The 15,169-nt window shown below is 39.3% G+C and carries 18 protein-coding genes, 1 tRNA gene and 1 rRNA gene; 8 read left to right on the forward strand and 12 right to left on the reverse strand.

Features of this window, described 5'->3' with window-relative positions:
* Positions 1 to 18 precede the first annotated feature (18 nt).
* Positions 19 to 180: a DUF6538 domain-containing protein gene (locus tag AB4351_RS20950; protein WP_372099047.1), complete on the reverse strand. Its 162-nt coding sequence runs from the start codon at positions 178 to 180 to the stop codon at positions 19 to 21.
* Positions 181 to 417: 237 nt separating this feature from the next.
* A complete protein-coding gene (locus tag AB4351_RS20955; protein WP_102319804.1) occupies positions 418 to 1,095 on the reverse strand; it encodes a hypothetical protein in 678 nt (225 codons plus the stop codon).
* A gap of 325 nt (positions 1,096 to 1,420) precedes the next feature.
* Here AB4351_RS20955 and AB4351_RS20960 point away from each other — a divergent pair, with 325 nt between their 5' ends.
* Positions 1,421 to 1,966, forward strand: coding sequence for a hypothetical protein (locus AB4351_RS20960; protein ID WP_102319803.1), 546 nt, complete (start codon positions 1,421 to 1,423; stop codon positions 1,964 to 1,966).
* Between the two features lie 30 nt (positions 1,967 to 1,996).
* Here AB4351_RS20960 and AB4351_RS20965 read toward each other — a convergent pair whose 3' ends face one another.
* From AB4351_RS20965 to AB4351_RS20975, 3 genes are all read right to left on the reverse strand, one after another.
* The gene (locus tag AB4351_RS20965) at positions 1,997 to 2,485 is read right to left on the reverse strand and encodes a hypothetical protein (RefSeq protein WP_102319802.1); all 489 of its coding nucleotides are present in this window, start codon (positions 2,483 to 2,485) and stop codon (positions 1,997 to 1,999) included.
* Positions 2,486 to 2,794: 309 nt separating this feature from the next.
* Complete coding sequence (locus AB4351_RS20970) at positions 2,795 to 3,772, reverse strand: hypothetical protein (RefSeq protein ID WP_102319801.1); 978 nt, start codon at positions 3,770 to 3,772, stop codon at positions 2,795 to 2,797.
* A 64-nt stretch (positions 3,773 to 3,836) separates the two neighbouring features.
* On the reverse strand, positions 3,837 to 5,342 hold the full coding sequence (locus AB4351_RS20975) for a hypothetical protein (protein WP_102319800.1): 1,506 nt from the start codon (positions 5,340 to 5,342) through the stop codon (positions 3,837 to 3,839).
* Positions 5,343 to 5,449: 107 nt separating this feature from the next.
* On the opposite strand from AB4351_RS20975, the gene AB4351_RS20980 reads away from it, so the two are divergent.
* On the forward strand, positions 5,450 to 5,602 hold the full coding sequence (locus tag AB4351_RS20980; protein ID WP_157936679.1) for a hypothetical protein: 153 nt from the start codon (positions 5,450 to 5,452) through the stop codon (positions 5,600 to 5,602).
* Between the two features lie 2 nt (positions 5,603 to 5,604).
* Here AB4351_RS20980 and AB4351_RS20985 read toward each other — a convergent pair whose 3' ends face one another.
* The 3 genes from AB4351_RS20985 to AB4351_RS20995 form a co-directional block, all read right to left on the reverse strand.
* Positions 5,605 to 6,702 carry a site-specific integrase gene (locus AB4351_RS20985; RefSeq protein ID WP_102319798.1) on the reverse strand — a complete coding sequence of 366 codons (1,098 nt, stop codon included), beginning with the start codon at positions 6,700 to 6,702 and terminating at the stop codon, positions 5,605 to 5,607.
* A gap of 626 nt (positions 6,703 to 7,328) precedes the next feature.
* Positions 7,329 to 7,886 carry a carboxymuconolactone decarboxylase family protein gene (locus AB4351_RS20990; RefSeq protein ID WP_055024802.1) on the reverse strand — a complete coding sequence of 186 codons (558 nt, stop codon included), beginning with the start codon at positions 7,884 to 7,886 and terminating at the stop codon, positions 7,329 to 7,331.
* Positions 7,887 to 7,904: 18 nt separating this feature from the next.
* A complete protein-coding gene (locus AB4351_RS20995) occupies positions 7,905 to 8,723 on the reverse strand; it encodes a peroxiredoxin family protein (protein WP_102319797.1) in 819 nt (272 codons plus the stop codon).
* A gap of 122 nt (positions 8,724 to 8,845) precedes the next feature.
* On the opposite strand from AB4351_RS20995, the gene AB4351_RS21000 reads away from it, so the two are divergent.
* From AB4351_RS21000 to AB4351_RS21025, 6 genes are all read left to right on the forward strand, one after another.
* Complete coding sequence (locus tag AB4351_RS21000) at positions 8,846 to 9,439, forward strand: TetR/AcrR family transcriptional regulator (RefSeq protein ID WP_102319796.1); 594 nt, start codon at positions 8,846 to 8,848, stop codon at positions 9,437 to 9,439.
* Positions 9,440 to 9,604: 165 nt separating this feature from the next.
* Entirely contained in the window at positions 9,605 to 10,426 is an 822-nt protein-coding gene (locus tag AB4351_RS21005; RefSeq protein ID WP_198589006.1) for an AraC family transcriptional regulator, read from the forward strand.
* Positions 10,427 to 10,567: 141 nt separating this feature from the next.
* Positions 10,568 to 11,368, forward strand: coding sequence for an SDR family oxidoreductase (locus AB4351_RS21010; protein WP_102319795.1), 801 nt, complete (start codon positions 10,568 to 10,570; stop codon positions 11,366 to 11,368).
* A 45-nt stretch (positions 11,369 to 11,413) separates the two neighbouring features.
* Complete coding sequence (locus AB4351_RS21015; protein WP_102319794.1) at positions 11,414 to 11,725, forward strand: EthD family reductase; 312 nt, start codon at positions 11,414 to 11,416, stop codon at positions 11,723 to 11,725.
* Between the two features lie 118 nt (positions 11,726 to 11,843).
* Positions 11,844 to 12,488: a DsbA family oxidoreductase gene (locus tag AB4351_RS21020; RefSeq protein ID WP_102319793.1), complete on the forward strand. Its 645-nt coding sequence runs from the start codon at positions 11,844 to 11,846 to the stop codon at positions 12,486 to 12,488.
* Between the two features lie 65 nt (positions 12,489 to 12,553).
* Complete coding sequence (locus AB4351_RS21025; RefSeq protein ID WP_102319792.1) at positions 12,554 to 12,994, forward strand: YiiD C-terminal domain-containing protein; 441 nt, start codon at positions 12,554 to 12,556, stop codon at positions 12,992 to 12,994.
* Between the two features lie 5 nt (positions 12,995 to 12,999).
* Here AB4351_RS21025 and AB4351_RS21030 read toward each other — a convergent pair whose 3' ends face one another.
* The 4 genes from AB4351_RS21030 to rrf all read right to left on the reverse strand — a co-directional run bounded on the left by AB4351_RS21030 (position 13,000) and on the right by rrf (position 15,161).
* Positions 13,000 to 13,119 carry a transposase family protein gene (locus tag AB4351_RS21030; protein ID WP_102319791.1) on the reverse strand — a complete coding sequence of 40 codons (120 nt, stop codon included), beginning with the start codon at positions 13,117 to 13,119 and terminating at the stop codon, positions 13,000 to 13,002.
* A 362-nt stretch (positions 13,120 to 13,481) separates the two neighbouring features.
* Positions 13,482 to 14,759: a site-specific integrase gene (locus tag AB4351_RS21035; RefSeq protein WP_102319790.1), complete on the reverse strand. Its 1,278-nt coding sequence runs from the start codon at positions 14,757 to 14,759 to the stop codon at positions 13,482 to 13,484.
* An 88-nt stretch (positions 14,760 to 14,847) separates the two neighbouring features.
* Positions 14,848 to 14,938 (reverse strand) — tRNA-Ser (locus tag AB4351_RS21040).
* Between the two features lie 107 nt (positions 14,939 to 15,045).
* Positions 15,046 to 15,161, reverse strand: a 5S ribosomal RNA gene (gene rrf / locus AB4351_RS21045).
* Between the last annotated feature and the right edge of the window lie 8 nt (positions 15,162 to 15,169).

Raw genomic sequence — 15,169 nt, forward strand, 5'->3', positions numbered from 1 at the left:
ATCAGTTAATTTTCCGGATTAGTATAATTGAACCTGTTCGATATTTCTCAGGTAAGCGACTTTACGTTCACGAGTTAGAAGAGAGAATTTAAACTCTTTGGGATAACCGCTGCTACGCAGTGAAAGTGGGGTGGCGATGCGTGTGTAGTATACGCTATTTGGAAGTCTCAATAAGTACATCTGTGCTACCTTTCTGTGCGAGATGATTTTCGAGGCTTTAGATACGAAAAAACCGCTGTAAAAACAGCGGTTTAATCTTTAAGAGTGGTGGAGGGATAGGGATTTGAACCCCATATCCAACACAAGAAATTAAATAAAACCGTTTTATAACAATACCTTAAAGCAAGGTGTTATAGTCACTTAAAACAATTGTATAATGCAATTGACTATATCGTTTATTGTAAGAATGTCAATTAGTTAATCGCTATAGTGAACCTTAGAAAACCATGCTCCCACAAAATCATGATCTTCATACCCTGGAATATTAGCCAATACGCACTCTAAGTTTTTGCAGCTTGACTTTGATAAAGCAAAGCAAACCATTTGAGTCCCACTCTTCCAAATCAACTTGATTAGCTTCTCAAGCCGTTTACTTATCTTGTCAGACTGAATATATCTCGCACACTCCAAATCTCGTCTTAACTTTGGGTCATCTAATGCTTTAATATTGTAGACTTTTCCTAGTTTTTCTAGTCCTAGAGTGGATAAATCAACCACATCGAGAATATACATTTTCTCATCTCGGAAAAAGAAAAGTATCGAAAGGTTAAGGTCAAATGCATGAATTTGGTAAATATGACGATGTGTCGATATTAACTCTTTGATTTGACTTACAAAGTCAGTTTGCAAAATTAAAGGACAGAAGTGTGGTTCAGTGTTCGATAGGACTGAGTAAAACATGCGAAGCTGATTTTCACTGAATTTTCCGAATTTTCGATGAACTATCGTATGTAATTGTTCTCGAAAAACTACTGAAGTACTTAAACTAGTTAGCGAACGTCGTTGTAGAAAGCTATCAACCGCTTTGTTTAAATCTTTACTGGTTACAACTGTCGATGCAAAAGGAGAAATGGGTTGTATGTATGATGTAGTCATTGTTTATTTTCCATTATGTCCCACAACATTTTGAATGTGTGTCGCTCACAAAATCAAAAGTTACAGAACAATGAAAATACTAAACAGATTTTTAAAGGGACACGTATTGTTTCACTTTAGCGACAAAAGTAGGCTCTCCCAGAGCCTTGATTAGGCTATACGACGCACTTAAATACGTCAAGCTATAATGTTACCTTTCTCTTTTAAAACAATTATTTAAGTTATAATAATTCTATTTCTCTTGCTCATAAATCACTTGCACTTCTCGTGTTTATACCTCATGTTGTATTCCGATTTATGATAGCCAACCCAACTGAGTATTGTTATGGACGAATATTTTAACGGATGGTTCAATCGAGAACGCCAAAAACAGCGAGAAAGCATTGTTAATGAAAACCATTTCTTAACTTTATCAGAGTTTAGCTCTTCAGTTGGGCTGTTAGAAAAGCATGTCATACATCATTGTAAGAAATGCGAATTACTTTTTATTAAAGATGAGGCGGGAGGGATATGGCTCCCGACCTGTCAGGTTATTGATGGCACACTAAATGAGTTAATGATGTCGTCAATTAAGCGTATAGCATCAAAGTTTGATGCTATTGATGCGCTTGACTTTATAACCGATAAAAAAAGTGACGGTTTAGTATTACATCATTTTTTAGTGAGTGATTTATCTATTCAGCGTTGTAAAACACCAGAAGACCTTATTAAAATTGGATTAGAATTAGATCGTTTAAGTGTACGATTCCATGGAAGTTTGGTGGATGCGGTGTCACAAAATAATGAAGCAGCGGTTGAAGCTTTCATACAAGATGTACTAACTGGAAGACAGCGCTCAGTCAAGACCACGACCGTTGATATTGATGTGTAATGTTATGACTATTATTCCATTTTCTCTCTGTTAGATGTGAGACAGTTTGTTAATTTGAGATATCAAACTGTCGCTTACACCTTCATTTATTGCACTTAAAAGCGCTTTCCCTGTAAATGCTTTAAGTCTATCGTCTGTCGCAACGTCTCCGCAGATAAACCAAGTCGCATTTAAAGCATTGGCGTGAGCTAACATTAGACGCACGGGATCTCTATCATCAAGCCTAACTTTATAGGTCAAATCAACAAACGCTGCTAATTGATTTTCAGTAAATACAGTATGCTTAATTAACAATTCACGCGTGAATCGTTCTCCAGTCGGGTACAAAAGAAAGCCTACACTGTTTGCTGCATCAGCCAAACGCTGTGCACCTTTTCTATCGGGTGTCACATTTTTCATTAGCAAATCAGTATTGCTTAAAAATGGCTGTAACTCATAAATACGACGAACGTCATCGTTTTGATTTAAATAGTTCGAAGAGTAAAGAAGAGAGCGCGGGTCAAAATATAAAATGTTCATTGGTTCTACCGAAAGTGATTTTATGCTCTATCTATAAGTACACCATAATGCACTTATAGGTCATCTCGATTGAAAGCATGGCTAAAAGTCCATTAAAGTGGACTTTTAGATTTTAAGTGACTGATTAATATTAAAATATATCACACCATACATTCGAGGGATTAACCATCATAGAATTTTCTTTTGGGTGGCACCAACTCTTTGAAAAGCGTTCCCAGTTCCCCTCTCGTTTCTTAGCGATTCTTAGGCGATTTAAGAATTCTTAATTTCATTGGTCTCCTTCACCTACTGAAATAAAGTTCAAGGATTTCAAATTGTTGATTTTCCATGTTCTACGAGATCGTTTTCTAGGCGTTGTTTTTGTTCATGCAGCAAGGCAATTTCGTTTTCAGCTTCTTCTAGGCCCTTCTCCAATAGGCGATGACTCGTAGCCAGTTCGCGGTTTTCTTCTCGTAGAATACTTATTTGATTGTCTGATTCATTCAGTAACTTCTGAGTTGATTTAAAAAGGGTTGAAGTTTCTGTTAACTGCGCTCTGGTCGTTTCATGCAGCTCAGATAAGCCTGATAACTGAGATTGAAGTTGATTGGCTTCATTCATGGAATATTCCAGTTTTACCTGAGTGGCCGTGTGAGCCTTATCTATATCCGATACTGTTCGTCTTAATTCATCCAACGAAATCTGCTGTTGAGCGGCCTTTTCCGTTGTCTTATTGAAAGAGTCAGTTAGTTGACTAATGGTTTGTATCAAATCTGATCTTTCGCTTTTTGAACTTGTTAATCTGACCTCTAAGTTATCGATTTGATCTTCTAGTAGCTCATTACGCTCAACTTGTTTCTGTAGTCGCACTTCAATATCAAGAGTATCTTGCTCAGCCATCGCTTGAGCTTTTACCAATATATCAGATTTAGCATCTAGCTCTCTGATTCGCACTTCCATCAAGGATTCATAATGAATGTGTGCTTTGTCATTAATTCTGATAGTCATATCACGAAGTATTTTCCCAAGCTCTTGTTCATTGAGTGACAGCATATCTTGAAGCTCAACAGGCAACTCAAAAGTCGATGCCACTGCTCTCTGGTCAGGATTAGTATCTACTGTCGATTGTTTTATTTCGGGAAGCCTGCCTTCTCCGATGAGGCGCTCAAGGTCAGTCTGTATAGAAGCAATTTTTCCACGTCCAAGAGCTTCTTTAATGAGCCACCCCGAAGGTTGTCGACCTTCATCGGACAATTGAGTTGCAATGCGTATAACATCTTCATCCGCATAAGATTTTGGTCTAGCCATATGGTTTATACCTTTGTTTTAATTATTATGATGGTTAGTTAGTAAAGTAAGCTGCGTGACTAACTTACTTATTAGGATGATCTGTAACGGTATGGTCATTGTTCGGTGCCACTGCTTCAGGCGCTTTCAGCAAAGCCACCTCATTTACGATTTTATCTGATAGACCTGGTGGTAGGTCTAGCACTGAGTTCAAGACAGAACTCAGGTACTCGCTTTGTTTTTTTAATACGCCTCTGTCTTTAGCATTGATCGCAAGTACCACTTTCTTAAAGATATCAACCAGTTTTGGCACTACGGTTTGTGTTAGCGATTGAGTGAGAATAGTCAGCCTTGATGATTCAGCTTTGAGATCTGACAACTCAAGTTGCATCGTATCTCGCTCAACCTGTAATTGGTTTAGCTGTACTTCTACCAGTGCAGTATCATCTATCAACTGTGATAGTTGTTGCTCGGTTTTTTCATTCTCATCTAACAAATAAACACGTTTCTTTTCTGCCAACTTTATTTTTCCCTGAGTTAGATCTAATTGGTGTGTGTGATAATTATGGCTGCGCTCCAATTTAGGTAATGAAGCCTCTCGATTCATATCTCTTCTTTTTTCAGATCTTCGCTCTGACTCTGGAGCAAGCTTTGCTACCAAGCCTTTATCAACAAATAGGTGCTGATTAGCATAGTCAAATAACATTTTTTGAAAGTAACGACCAAATTTTTGACTCAACTTCCTCGTCAGTTTCCCATCATCAGGTAATAATTTGGTGTCAGGTGCCGTTCGCTTAATATACTCATTGACGACCTTAATCTGAGTCTTTCTCAAGTCATATTTACCTGTCTGGTTGTTTCGACCAGATAAATAGTAGTGCGCATGTGCTCCCGTTTTGACATCCACACTTCGTTCGTCGTCATGCCCGATAACCGCTTTAACCTCGTAATCGGGAAAATATTCCATTAAGAACTGACTAGTAAACGAAACGTACTCTTCTAAGCTAATTACATCCGTTCCAACCCCCCATTGGTGGGGGATTTTAAAAAGACCTTCTTGAACATACAGATTGTTGGCTGGCGGCTTCTGGCATAACTGATTGTGAGCATTCAGATATGTTTCTAACATCTTAATTCGCTGCTTTTTGCGTTGCATTGTTAGCTTTGCAAACGCATCGATACGTGAGTAAGGAACGTACTTATCCATATCCAGTACAGCCTGTAAAAATTGAGCGGCAGCCTGATTTCCTTTTTTAAGCTCACTATCAACTGCTGTCTTTACCTTTTTGCGATACTGACGAAGTTGTGTTTGCAGCTTCGCTTGATTTGCCTTTTTAGGCGACGGCGCAATCTCATACAACAACTCTAGCCGTTGCTCTTCAGACCATTCTTTAAGAGACGATTGTTGACCATTCGTCCAGATCACGTTTTTTTCAAGCAGCTCATGATTCCACTCTAATTGCTTCGATTTCTTTGCCGCAGTGGGTGGTGATATGCGTAATGAATGAGCTAAAGAATGTTCGCACTTTACACGTTCAGCGGGCTTCGAACTAAAGTTGAACCGACGGTGAAACAATCGAATCTCTTTCATGCAATCCTCCTAAGAGGTGCGCATGGTAGAGAGTCAAGAGGCACTTCTCTTGCCCGCAGCTCACGTGCATCTTTTGCGAAGTAAAAGTGTGACGGGAGCGCAGCGGGTTGCCTTGTCGTATCACTTTTGAAGTGAACGACTTTGGCACTGTTAGTGCCATTAATGGCAGTACAACAGCCATTGTTGACAGCGAAAATGGCAACGGTGGCATCGATAATGCCATTGGTGGCATCGATAATGCCATTGGTGGCAGTGCTTAGAATCATTTCGCACCACCAAGTGTAGCCTTAAGAACCGCTAGCAACTCAGGATTAGACTCTAATTTAGCAACCAGATCCGCTGTTTCAACCGATATCGCAGAAGAAGATGGAGCCGTTACAGGTGCTTGTCCAAAGGCTTCGGCTAAGTTATCGGCTGCCAAACGAGCACAATCTGGAGCATCAGAGGCAATCCAACGCCCATAATGCTTATCAACCATATGAGTACCTGAATGCCCCATCTGAGCAGCAATCCACTCTTTCGATATACCCGCAGTTAAATTTTGTGAAGCAAAGGTATGCCGTAATTGACCAACTCCACGGTGATTAACCTCTGCTTGCAGCAGAAAAGCATCGAAGAAATCTTTGGCAAACTGTGCTGCATGTAAAAATGGCTTACTGGTCTTACTGTTATAAAAAACGAACTGCACAGACTCTTTTTTGAGCGTTTTGTTATCTTCTTGCCTAACCGATATTTTCCTTAGCTTCTTCTTGCCAGTAAGTTGCAACTGCTGTTTCAAGAGGTCAATAGCAAGTTGGTTAAGCTCAACGGTTCGCATTGACCCCTCAGTCTTGGGCACTTTGTATTCTTGAAGAACTTTGGCTCTACGAACGTACATTTCCTTACGTTGCCAAATGATATCATCCCAGCTGAGCGCAAGTAATTCACTGATCCTCAAACCTGTGAGAGCATTAAATAAGCACGCATTTTTCCCACTTTGACACGATACATCAGTATCATGGAGCTTTTTCAGCTCTGCTTTTGTAAACGGTGCAGGTTCGGATGTTGTAACTTTCAGATTTTGAATACCCGTCATAGGGTTTCGTTCGAGCGCACCGTCCAGCTCCGCAAAACGAAAAACCGCTCTTAGGATGATCAGGAACTCATTGATGCTTTTGTTTTTATAATGCTTATGCAAACCATCAATAACGGCAAGGATGTCGCTGTGTGTAACACTCGCAATCTTTCTATGACCAATGCGCTTTGATAGCTTTAAGGCTTTACTCTTCTCTGATCGAAGAGTCGATGGGGCAACGCGGTTTACGCGACTTGCAATGTATTGCTCTATATAGTTTTTTACTTTTTTCTCTTGTTGATTCACGTCTCAATCTTATGGCAGCTTTGGCTGCTCTGCTGTCTTGTGAACAAACTACAAGAGTTCTTTAGCATGATCAAATATGAAAAAGCCAATAATATTAGTTACTTATTATGAAAAATCACGATTACAATGATTATCAACAGGTTAGAAAGTTAAATTTTTTTGAAAAATTTCCATATGAAACTCACACACTAAACTTTCCCCACCCAAACATCTTACGTTGGCATATTGATTCGAATAGGTGTGATATTCACTTCACATGATGCATCTCATTGGTGCGGCTGTAACTATCTAGTGATAATCAAGGCTTGTGTCTCATATTGCTGTATGTGGGTAGAACGCAAGAAAACTGATTGGGGTTCATCACTATTGTTCACCTTGTGTCGATGGCATAACTATAAAGAAACCAGATCATCCTACGACAATTACCGCACCTCATAACTCAGAAGTGCCCCATAACAAGCTAGAGCAGGAATGAGGCTATATTAAAGGTTTGTAATTTGACTTACTTTTCTTTATGCCTAGAGTTCTGACTATGTGGCCAAATTTACTAATCCACAACACATATACTTATGAAAATACACGGCCATTAAAAGAGAGTATCAGTAGATACTCTCTTCAGATTGATCTTACCTCTCTGAAGGGTGAGTCCAGTCAAAAGCCTTTAATGGGGCATCAACTGGTGTATGAGATAATGCATTGGTGAAATTTGAAATAAGTTTGCAAGCTAGGCCTGTCAACACTTCAAGCGCATGCCGCTCTGTGTATCCTACCGTTAGAAAGTTCTGCAACTTTTCATCACCTATATGACCACGATTATCTAGTAGCTCTTTAGTAAAGACATGCAACGCTTGTAGTTTGACATCAGGTAACTCATTTCCTTCCCGTAGTGCTTCAATAATGCTTTCTGGCATATTAGCTGATTTCATGATCCACGTATGACCAGGAACGCAATAGTGACAGTTGTTTTCAAAGTTTGATGTCATCAGAACCACTTGAGCTTCGAGTGGACTGAATAGTGTACTTTGCGTGAATAACTCATAAGTCTTCAAATAAGCTTGATAAGTTGCAGGAGCATCTGCTAGCACTTTATGTAAATTTGGAATTAAACCAAGTGATTTTTTAGATTGCTCCATCATTTGCTTTGATGCTTCTGGTGCTGTTTCAATATTGTGGTAGTTAAACATAATAATTCTCTCGGTTTATTATTTATTAATGGTGAAAACGTTGCGTAAGGCTTGAGTTAATCGTTCTTCGCTTGCTCTTAGTCGATAGTCTTCAGATTGATCTATCCATTGGATGACACCATGTTCATCAATTAAGATCGATGTTGGGATAGACATTGATTTGTATTCAAATGAAGTAGGAAATGGCAGCCCTAATACTGTTTTTGTTTTAGACGAGTCAGCCCCTAAAGCCTTGTGGTGTTCAACGCCGTATTGTTTAACTACTTTGAGTTCTGGGTCTGACAAAAGAAGAAGATCTAAACTATCTCGTTCGATGTGCATTTTTGCTTGTTCTGCCGTATCTCCCGACAACGCAACGACCTTAACTCCATATCGATCCAGAGTCGGTTTCATATCGTTAAACATTTTTAATTCAGCACTACAGTATGGACACCAAGCACCTCGGTAAAACTTAAGTAGAACACGTTGATTTTTTAGGTCATCAGTCGAATAAATCTCGTTGTCATATGTGGTTGATTCGAATTGTGGGAACTTATCTCCAATTGCAACCTCAATATCACCTAGAGGAGTATCTTTTTGACTGAATACCCAAATGAATTTACCACCAAGAAATATGGAAAAGCTGGACATTAAGACAACGAAAACAAAGCTCCAATGCATATTTATAATCCCACTGATAATTGCACCTAGCCCCAAAAGGACACCTGCGGCAAGTGCTAGCATAAGGATGATAGGATTTTTGGGCGGCTTGTTCTTTTTTACTTTTAGAAAGTAATGCAAACTTCCAATCACCGTTGTGGAAAATCCAAGTAGTGATAGTGCTATAGCTGAATACATCGTTTGTTCCTCATTGTTTTGCCTAATTGTTTTGCCTAATTGTACTAGTTAGTACATTTGCAATTAATGTACTAACTAGTACAATAGGTGTCAATAAGAATTTTATGTAGTTGTATAGATAAATGGCAAAGAAAAGACAGTTTGACGAGATAGAAGTGCTTGGAGTTATGGCCAAATATTTTTGGCAGCATGGTTATGCGTCGACTAAGGTGGATCAATTATCGACCGTTACAGGATTAACGAAAACCAGTATTTACAACGCGTTTGGCAACAAAGAAACCGTGTTTAAATGTATAGTAGATTTCTATGTTGAGCATCACATGTCTGTGGTACTCAGGAAACTCGACTCAAATAAATCAATATCAGAGAATCTTCAATATTTATTTGATAGTGAGTTCTTAAATCCAGAGAATGATCTACTCACTTACGGCTGCTTAATTACAAACAGTATTGTTGAATTAAAATCAAACGAACCAGCCCTCTATGAGTATGTTATTAAGAAGTTTGAACAAGGTCGTATTGCAACACTGGCATTTTTTACTCAATATGAGAAAACAGAACGACTTATTGATGGTATAGATGCAGAGCATTTGACCGACTATTTCCTTACGTTTCGTCAAGGACTCAAAGTTCAATCAAGAGGGCAAAGACCACATGAATCTCTCGCTCGATCTATACATGCATTCATGCTTGTATTGAGTACATTTGAAAAATAGATTATGCGTAGACTATTCTCGAGCTTTAGCTTTGTTGTCGAGTTTTAGATGTCTAATGATTATGAGTGCAGCACCGTAGCAACACGATTCTAGTTGAGCCAATTATTTAATCGAGCAGGTAGACTGCTTTATCCTTATCGCAATACTATTGAATGGTGCCTTTAAATGAAAACAATAAAATATAATGGACGTATTGTTTTTCAAAAACAAGATATACCCAGTTTCAAACGTATGCCGCGCGTATTTGTAGACAGTGAAGCGTGTTTTGCGTTTGTCACAAATGGCGATTTTAACGTCAGGGAACAGACAGAATCTGCTTCATTGAACAAAAACTGCGGAATACTGGCAAAATGCACCAACTACTTTTATGAAAACACTAGCTATCATAATGATGAAGGTGCAGGTGAAGCGATTGGTATCCTTCTCTATCCTGAAATATTTCAGTCACTGTTTAACTTTGATATTAGCCAGTCAAAATACAGGGTCGATTATAATATTTTGCAGGTTGAAGTGGACAAATTGCTAGAGCACTATCGTGATAGCATCAGTATATTGCTGGATTCTCCAGAGTTGGCGGATGATTTGCTTATCGAGAGCAAACTACGTGAATTTGTCATTCTTATGGCGAAAAGAACCAGCGCACCTTCTGAACTCGATTTTCTTGCTTCTATGTTTAAACCTAACTTTGCCAAATTTGAAGATATTATCCAAAGTAATCTGTATGCGGATCTGAGTGTGGATGAGTTGGCAGCATTGTGTCATATGAGTGTTTCTACTTTTAAACGTAAGTTTAAAGAGGTGTATTCAGAACCCCCAATAAAATACATTACCAAATTAAAAATCAACAAAGCTAAAGTGTTACTGAAAGATAATAGCTTACGTATCTCCGACATCGTTTTTGAAACGGGTTTCGAGTCGATTTCCACGTTTAACCGTGCCTTTAAAGGACAAACAGGCCTATCCCCTTCTCAATTTCGTTTAACCTGACACCAACGCATTTTAACCTTTCCATTCAGGTTGGCTCGTTTGAACTAATGTGAGCAATTTTTGAACTTTTATGGAGAGCCCTGTACCTCCAAATTCCATATAGTTACCCCATCAACTAAACACAGAGAAAGGTAACGAATTATGGGTATCAGCTTTAAAGAAAAATATGGTGATTGGGCACTTATCACAGGGGCAACATCAGGCATTGGCGCAGAAATGGCAAGCCAGATTGCAGCAAAAGGATTGAACGTTGTTTTGGTCGCTCGTCGAGAAAAAGAGCTTGAAGAGCAAGCTACGTTGCTTACGGAACGCTACGGAATTAAAGCAACGACCGTTTCTGCTGACTTAAGTACGTCAGAAGGCGTCGAAAAAGTTAAGCAAATTGACAAAAGTATTGGGCTACTTGTACTAGCCGCTGGTATTGAAGTTAATGGTTCGTTTGCTAAATCATCTCTAGAGCAAGAGTTGAAGATGATACAGCTTAATGTTAGCTCTGTGTTGCAACTGACTCACCACTTTACACCAACAATGATCGAAAGAAAAAGAGGCGGTATTTTAATGGTATCAAGTCTTTCTGGTCATATGGTTTCCCCATATTTTTCAAATTATGCAGGTACCAAAGCCTACGTTCTTCAGCTAGGTGCATCTCTTCATGGCGAACTTAAACCCAAAGGTATTGATGTAACGGTTCTTTCTCCTGGGTTAACAACTACACCGATGACAGCTGATAATGGTGTTGACTGGTCAAAATTACCAATGGTTGCAAAAGATCCAGCGGAAGTAGCAGAAATAGCTATCAATGGTTTGGGTAGAAAAGCAGTTGTGGTTCCAGGTAAACGTAATCGAATGACCGCTATTCTTTCTGGGATCATCCCCCACCAAAAGCAGGCAATAATGGGTGAATCAATGATTGGAAAAGCAATGCCCAATAACAAAATGTAACCCCCAACAGTTTAAAACTTTAGTGAAAGAAAAAGGAAAAAAGCAATGATTAAAGTATACGTAATATACCCAAATAACGATGATGTGATTTTTGATTTTGATTATTACTGCAACAAACATGTTCCTATGATAGGAGAGCTTCTGGGAGACGCACTAAAAGGGGCGACAGTAGATGCAGGGTTAGCAAGTGTTGTTCCTAGTGAAGCAGCGGCATATGTGGCGATTAGTACAATTTCATTTGAATCTATAGAGTCATTTCAAACGGCATTTGGCCCAAATGCAGACAAGATAAAAGCTGATGTACCGAACTTCACTAATACCGTTCCATCAATTCAGCTTTGTGAGCAAAAAATATAGAACCGCAACTCTCTACGGTGAAAATGAGCAGGATACCGAATAATAAACAATTTGGGTTCTGCTTAGTGTTATTTAATGAAAAAAATTGAAGCTAAACGCTTGATAAAAAGAGTTAAATATGAATATGAAAATCAAATTGGATATTGTGTCAGATGTGATTTGTCCTTGGTGTATTATCGGTTATAAGCGTTTAAATACCGCGATAAAAGAGCTTGGTATAGAAGATCGCATTGAGATTGAGTGGCAACCTTTTCAGTTAAATCCAGATATGCCGCTTGAAGGTGAAGACCTACGTGCCCACCTTAAAAGGAAGTACGGTACTACATTAGAAGATAGCATTCGTTTCAGAAAAGAGATGACAGAGCTTGGAGAAGACGTTGGGTTTAAATTCGACTACTTTGACGGACTAAAAGCTGTAAATACCCTTGATGCTCATATTCTTCTGGAGCATGCAAAAAGTGTAGGCAAGCAAACCGAGCTTAAAAATCGGTTATTTGCTTCGTTTTATAGCGAGCAAAAAGATATATCCAGCAAGAGTACCCTCGAGCAAGAGTTGCAAAGTCTTGGTATTAATGTTGACGAAGCAATGCAATGCCTAGATGACGATAATATGCGAAGTCATGTCCAGTCGCTGGAACAGAAATGGAAGCAAGCGGGTATATCAGGTGTTCCAACAGTTGTATTCAATCGCGAGAGCGCTATTTCTGGAGCCCAATCAGTGGATACGTATAAGCAAGTATTAACTGAATTAGCTAAAGTGTAATTCCTGCATCCCTCTAAAACGGACTTTTGCAATATTTTGGCGGTCTGAAAAAGGCAACGGTCTATATGAAACATAGAGAGCTTGAAGTCTACCTTCATCATCATATACCAGTATCAAAGTCTCTCGGTATCTGTGTGAATACTTGTAGCAGCAAAAATATCGAGATTACTGCACCATTGAGAATGAATACCAACCACATGAATACGGTGTTTGGCGGCAGCTTATCTGTTGTTGGTATTTTGGCAGGTTGGTCTTTAGTTTATGCCCAGTTGGAGGGTAAAAAACATCAAATTGTTATTCAAGAAAATAGCATTCGATACCTGAAACCCGCCAGCAAAGATGTAACAGCAGTATGTAAATATGACAACCTTACGGCGTGGTCTCGGTTTCATCGTGCGTTTCAACGCAAGGGAAAAGGTCGTGTTCAAATAGCCTGCAATCTATTTTGTGCGGATGAGTTGGTTGCTACTTTTGAGGGAATATACGTCGTTTTTAATAAAGAGTAATAAGGTCAAAATGCAATGAAAACTAAAAACTTACGCAACCAATCCAGTTTGTCACGCCCGAACTCTTCAATTTCTTCCCAACCTTGACTCCCTGCAATCACAACGCTAATGGTAAGGAACAGAATATCTAAGAGTTTATTTACAACTTATCCTGATTGGCGTGTATCTTCAATGGCTACAAAGTATTTGAATAAATTGAGCTCAGACATGGTTGACTTGGTTTGTTATCAAAAAGAAGTATAAGATAAAAAACTTAGCTTAAGGTAAAGCTTCGTGATCTTGCCCTGTACTCTACGGCTAACGTTCACCGCTCGTTTTGTAGATAAAGAGGGCGAAACTAATTATAGATCTTTGATAATTTTGGATATTTTTTCTAATCAATATTAGTCGACTTAGACAGAGTACTCTAAATGATTCCTGTCCAAATATGAGCTAGCTCGGTAAATAGCTAGCTCGGCTTTTCTTAACATTGAAATAGCACACGGCACTACAGCTTAAAAGTAACCTTGTTTAATGCCTTCGCAAGCTCCTTCAAATTCAACTGTTTGCCGTAGCGATCATACGTTACCCCTTGCTGCTTATGGCCTACGATTTCAGCTGTAATCAACTCAGAAACACCCTTTTGCTTCAACTCATCAATAAAAGTATGTCTGAATCCATAACTCGTTGGGCGGTGGCGTGGCAGCATACCAATAGATGTCTGGTACTTGGTCATTTTATTAAGGTAGGCCTTAGACCAATCGGCAAAGATGTTTTTTGGCTCATAGCTGAATAGATTATTGGTACCGCTGGACTTCCTAGTTGCAATGTACTGCAGCAATCCAAAATTAATTAGTTGACCATGGACAGGGATTTTGCGGATGCTGTTGCTATTTTTGACGTACTTACCTTCATCGTCAACATTGACAGCGAAATAGTAGCTCCCATCAGCCTCTTTTATGTCATTCACTCTTAGTTGACACACTTCAGATGGACGCATTCCTGAGTAAAGCAATATCCACGAGATCCAGCGGAACTCTACATCCTGTTCAACAAATTTTTGAGACTTGAAGAATAGCTTAAGATCCTTGAGTGACCAGCGTTCACGTTCTTCACTAGTAGGCTTGAGTGGCTTGTTATCTACCTTAATGCCGTCAAAGGGGTTCAGTGCGATGTAATTCATCATCTTAGCAAACTTAAAAAACTGAAAAGCAGCAGCAAGGTACTCTTTGTTTGTCTTATAGCTACGCCCTTCCTTGAGGAGTTGGTCACGGTACACCAACGCATGAGCCGAAGTAACAGGATCCACGGATTCAACGGGTAACAGGTTAATACAGTGACTGGCACGAGCATTTAACTGATGCACTGTTAAAGGTCTGATATTTTGCAACTTCTTACTAGCGACAAAAGCGTCTAGCGCCGCTTTTAATGAAACGACAGGGTGATTCTTTCGGTGAACTGTAGAAGTTAAGTCCCGATGTTCTGCTTTACGAACTGGAGCGGCAGATACCTCAATATCAGGTTGATTCGATTCAAACTTACTACGAACCTCATCGATAATCGCATCACAATCCGCTTTAAAGCCTTCTACACAACTTTGCCCATGAGTTTTAGTTATTAACTCTTTTAGACTAGCAGCAACGGTTAGATTGCGTTCAGAAGCAAGTTGACGGTTCTTGGTTAGTAAAGATACTTTCAGATCGAACGGAAAGCCATTATCTCGAAGTTTTTTCGGCAGACAAACACGTGTGTAGTAGGTGCAATTTGGGGCGCGGAAAAGGTACATTGTCTGAGTCAATCCTTATGGTTTGACTTGGCACCTTGCAGATATGAAAAAAGCCGTTGTAATACAACGGCTTATCTCATTTTTAATGTGGTGGAGGGATAGGGATTTGAACCCTAGAACCGCTATTAACGGTTGCCGGTTTTCAAGACCGGTGCTTTCGACCACTCAGCCATCCCTCCAACAAATTGTCATCAACAGATTAGTACACTGTTGAGGTTGTTATTTGCTAATGCAAGTAACGATACCTTTTGTATTCACCTTTCAAAAAAGTGAAAATAAATTTAAAGCCTGGCGATGTCCTACTCTCACATGGGGAAGCCCCACACTACCATCGGCGCTATTGTGTTTCACTTCTGAGTTCGGCATGGAATCAGGTGGGTCCACAATGCTATGGTCGCCAAGCAAATTTT

The organism is Vibrio sp. 10N.261.51.F11, assembly GCF_041471665.1.
GTDB classification, from domain to species: Bacteria; Pseudomonadota; Gammaproteobacteria; order Enterobacterales; family Vibrionaceae; genus Vibrio; species Vibrio crassostreae_C.

Excerpts from the sequence above, each read along its gene's own strand:
- AB4351_RS20950 (WP_372099047.1), bottom strand. The coding sequence starts at position 180 with ATGTACTTATTGAGACTTCCAAATAGCGTATACTACACACGCATCGCC.
- AB4351_RS20955 (WP_102319804.1), bottom strand. The coding sequence starts at position 1,095 with ATGACTACATCATACATACAACCCATTTCTCCTTTTGCATCGACAGTT.
- AB4351_RS20960 (WP_102319803.1), top strand. The coding sequence starts at position 1,421 with ATGGACGAATATTTTAACGGATGGTTCAATCGAGAACGCCAAAAACAG.
- AB4351_RS20965 (WP_102319802.1), bottom strand. The coding sequence starts at position 2,485 with ATGAACATTTTATATTTTGACCCGCGCTCTCTTCTTTACTCTTCGAAC.
- AB4351_RS20970 (WP_102319801.1), bottom strand. The coding sequence starts at position 3,772 with ATGGCTAGACCAAAATCTTATGCGGATGAAGATGTTATACGCATTGCA.
- AB4351_RS20975 (WP_102319800.1), bottom strand. The coding sequence starts at position 5,342 with ATGAAAGAGATTCGATTGTTTCACCGTCGGTTCAACTTTAGTTCGAAG.
- AB4351_RS20990 (WP_055024802.1), bottom strand. The coding sequence starts at position 7,886 with ATGTTTAACTACCACAATATTGAAACAGCACCAGAAGCATCAAAGCAA.
- AB4351_RS20995 (WP_102319797.1), bottom strand. The coding sequence starts at position 8,723 with ATGTATTCAGCTATAGCACTATCACTACTTGGATTTTCCACAACGGTG.
- AB4351_RS21000 (WP_102319796.1), top strand. The coding sequence starts at position 8,846 with ATGGCAAAGAAAAGACAGTTTGACGAGATAGAAGTGCTTGGAGTTATG.
- AB4351_RS21005 (WP_198589006.1), top strand. The coding sequence starts at position 9,605 with ATGAAAACAATAAAATATAATGGACGTATTGTTTTTCAAAAACAAGAT.
- AB4351_RS21010 (WP_102319795.1), top strand. The coding sequence starts at position 10,568 with ATGGGTATCAGCTTTAAAGAAAAATATGGTGATTGGGCACTTATCACA.
- AB4351_RS21015 (WP_102319794.1), top strand. The coding sequence starts at position 11,414 with ATGATTAAAGTATACGTAATATACCCAAATAACGATGATGTGATTTTT.
- AB4351_RS21020 (WP_102319793.1), top strand. The coding sequence starts at position 11,844 with ATGAATATGAAAATCAAATTGGATATTGTGTCAGATGTGATTTGTCCT.
- AB4351_RS21025 (WP_102319792.1), top strand. The coding sequence starts at position 12,554 with ATGAAACATAGAGAGCTTGAAGTCTACCTTCATCATCATATACCAGTA.
- AB4351_RS21035 (WP_102319790.1), bottom strand. The coding sequence starts at position 14,759 with ATGTACCTTTTCCGCGCCCCAAATTGCACCTACTACACACGTGTTTGT.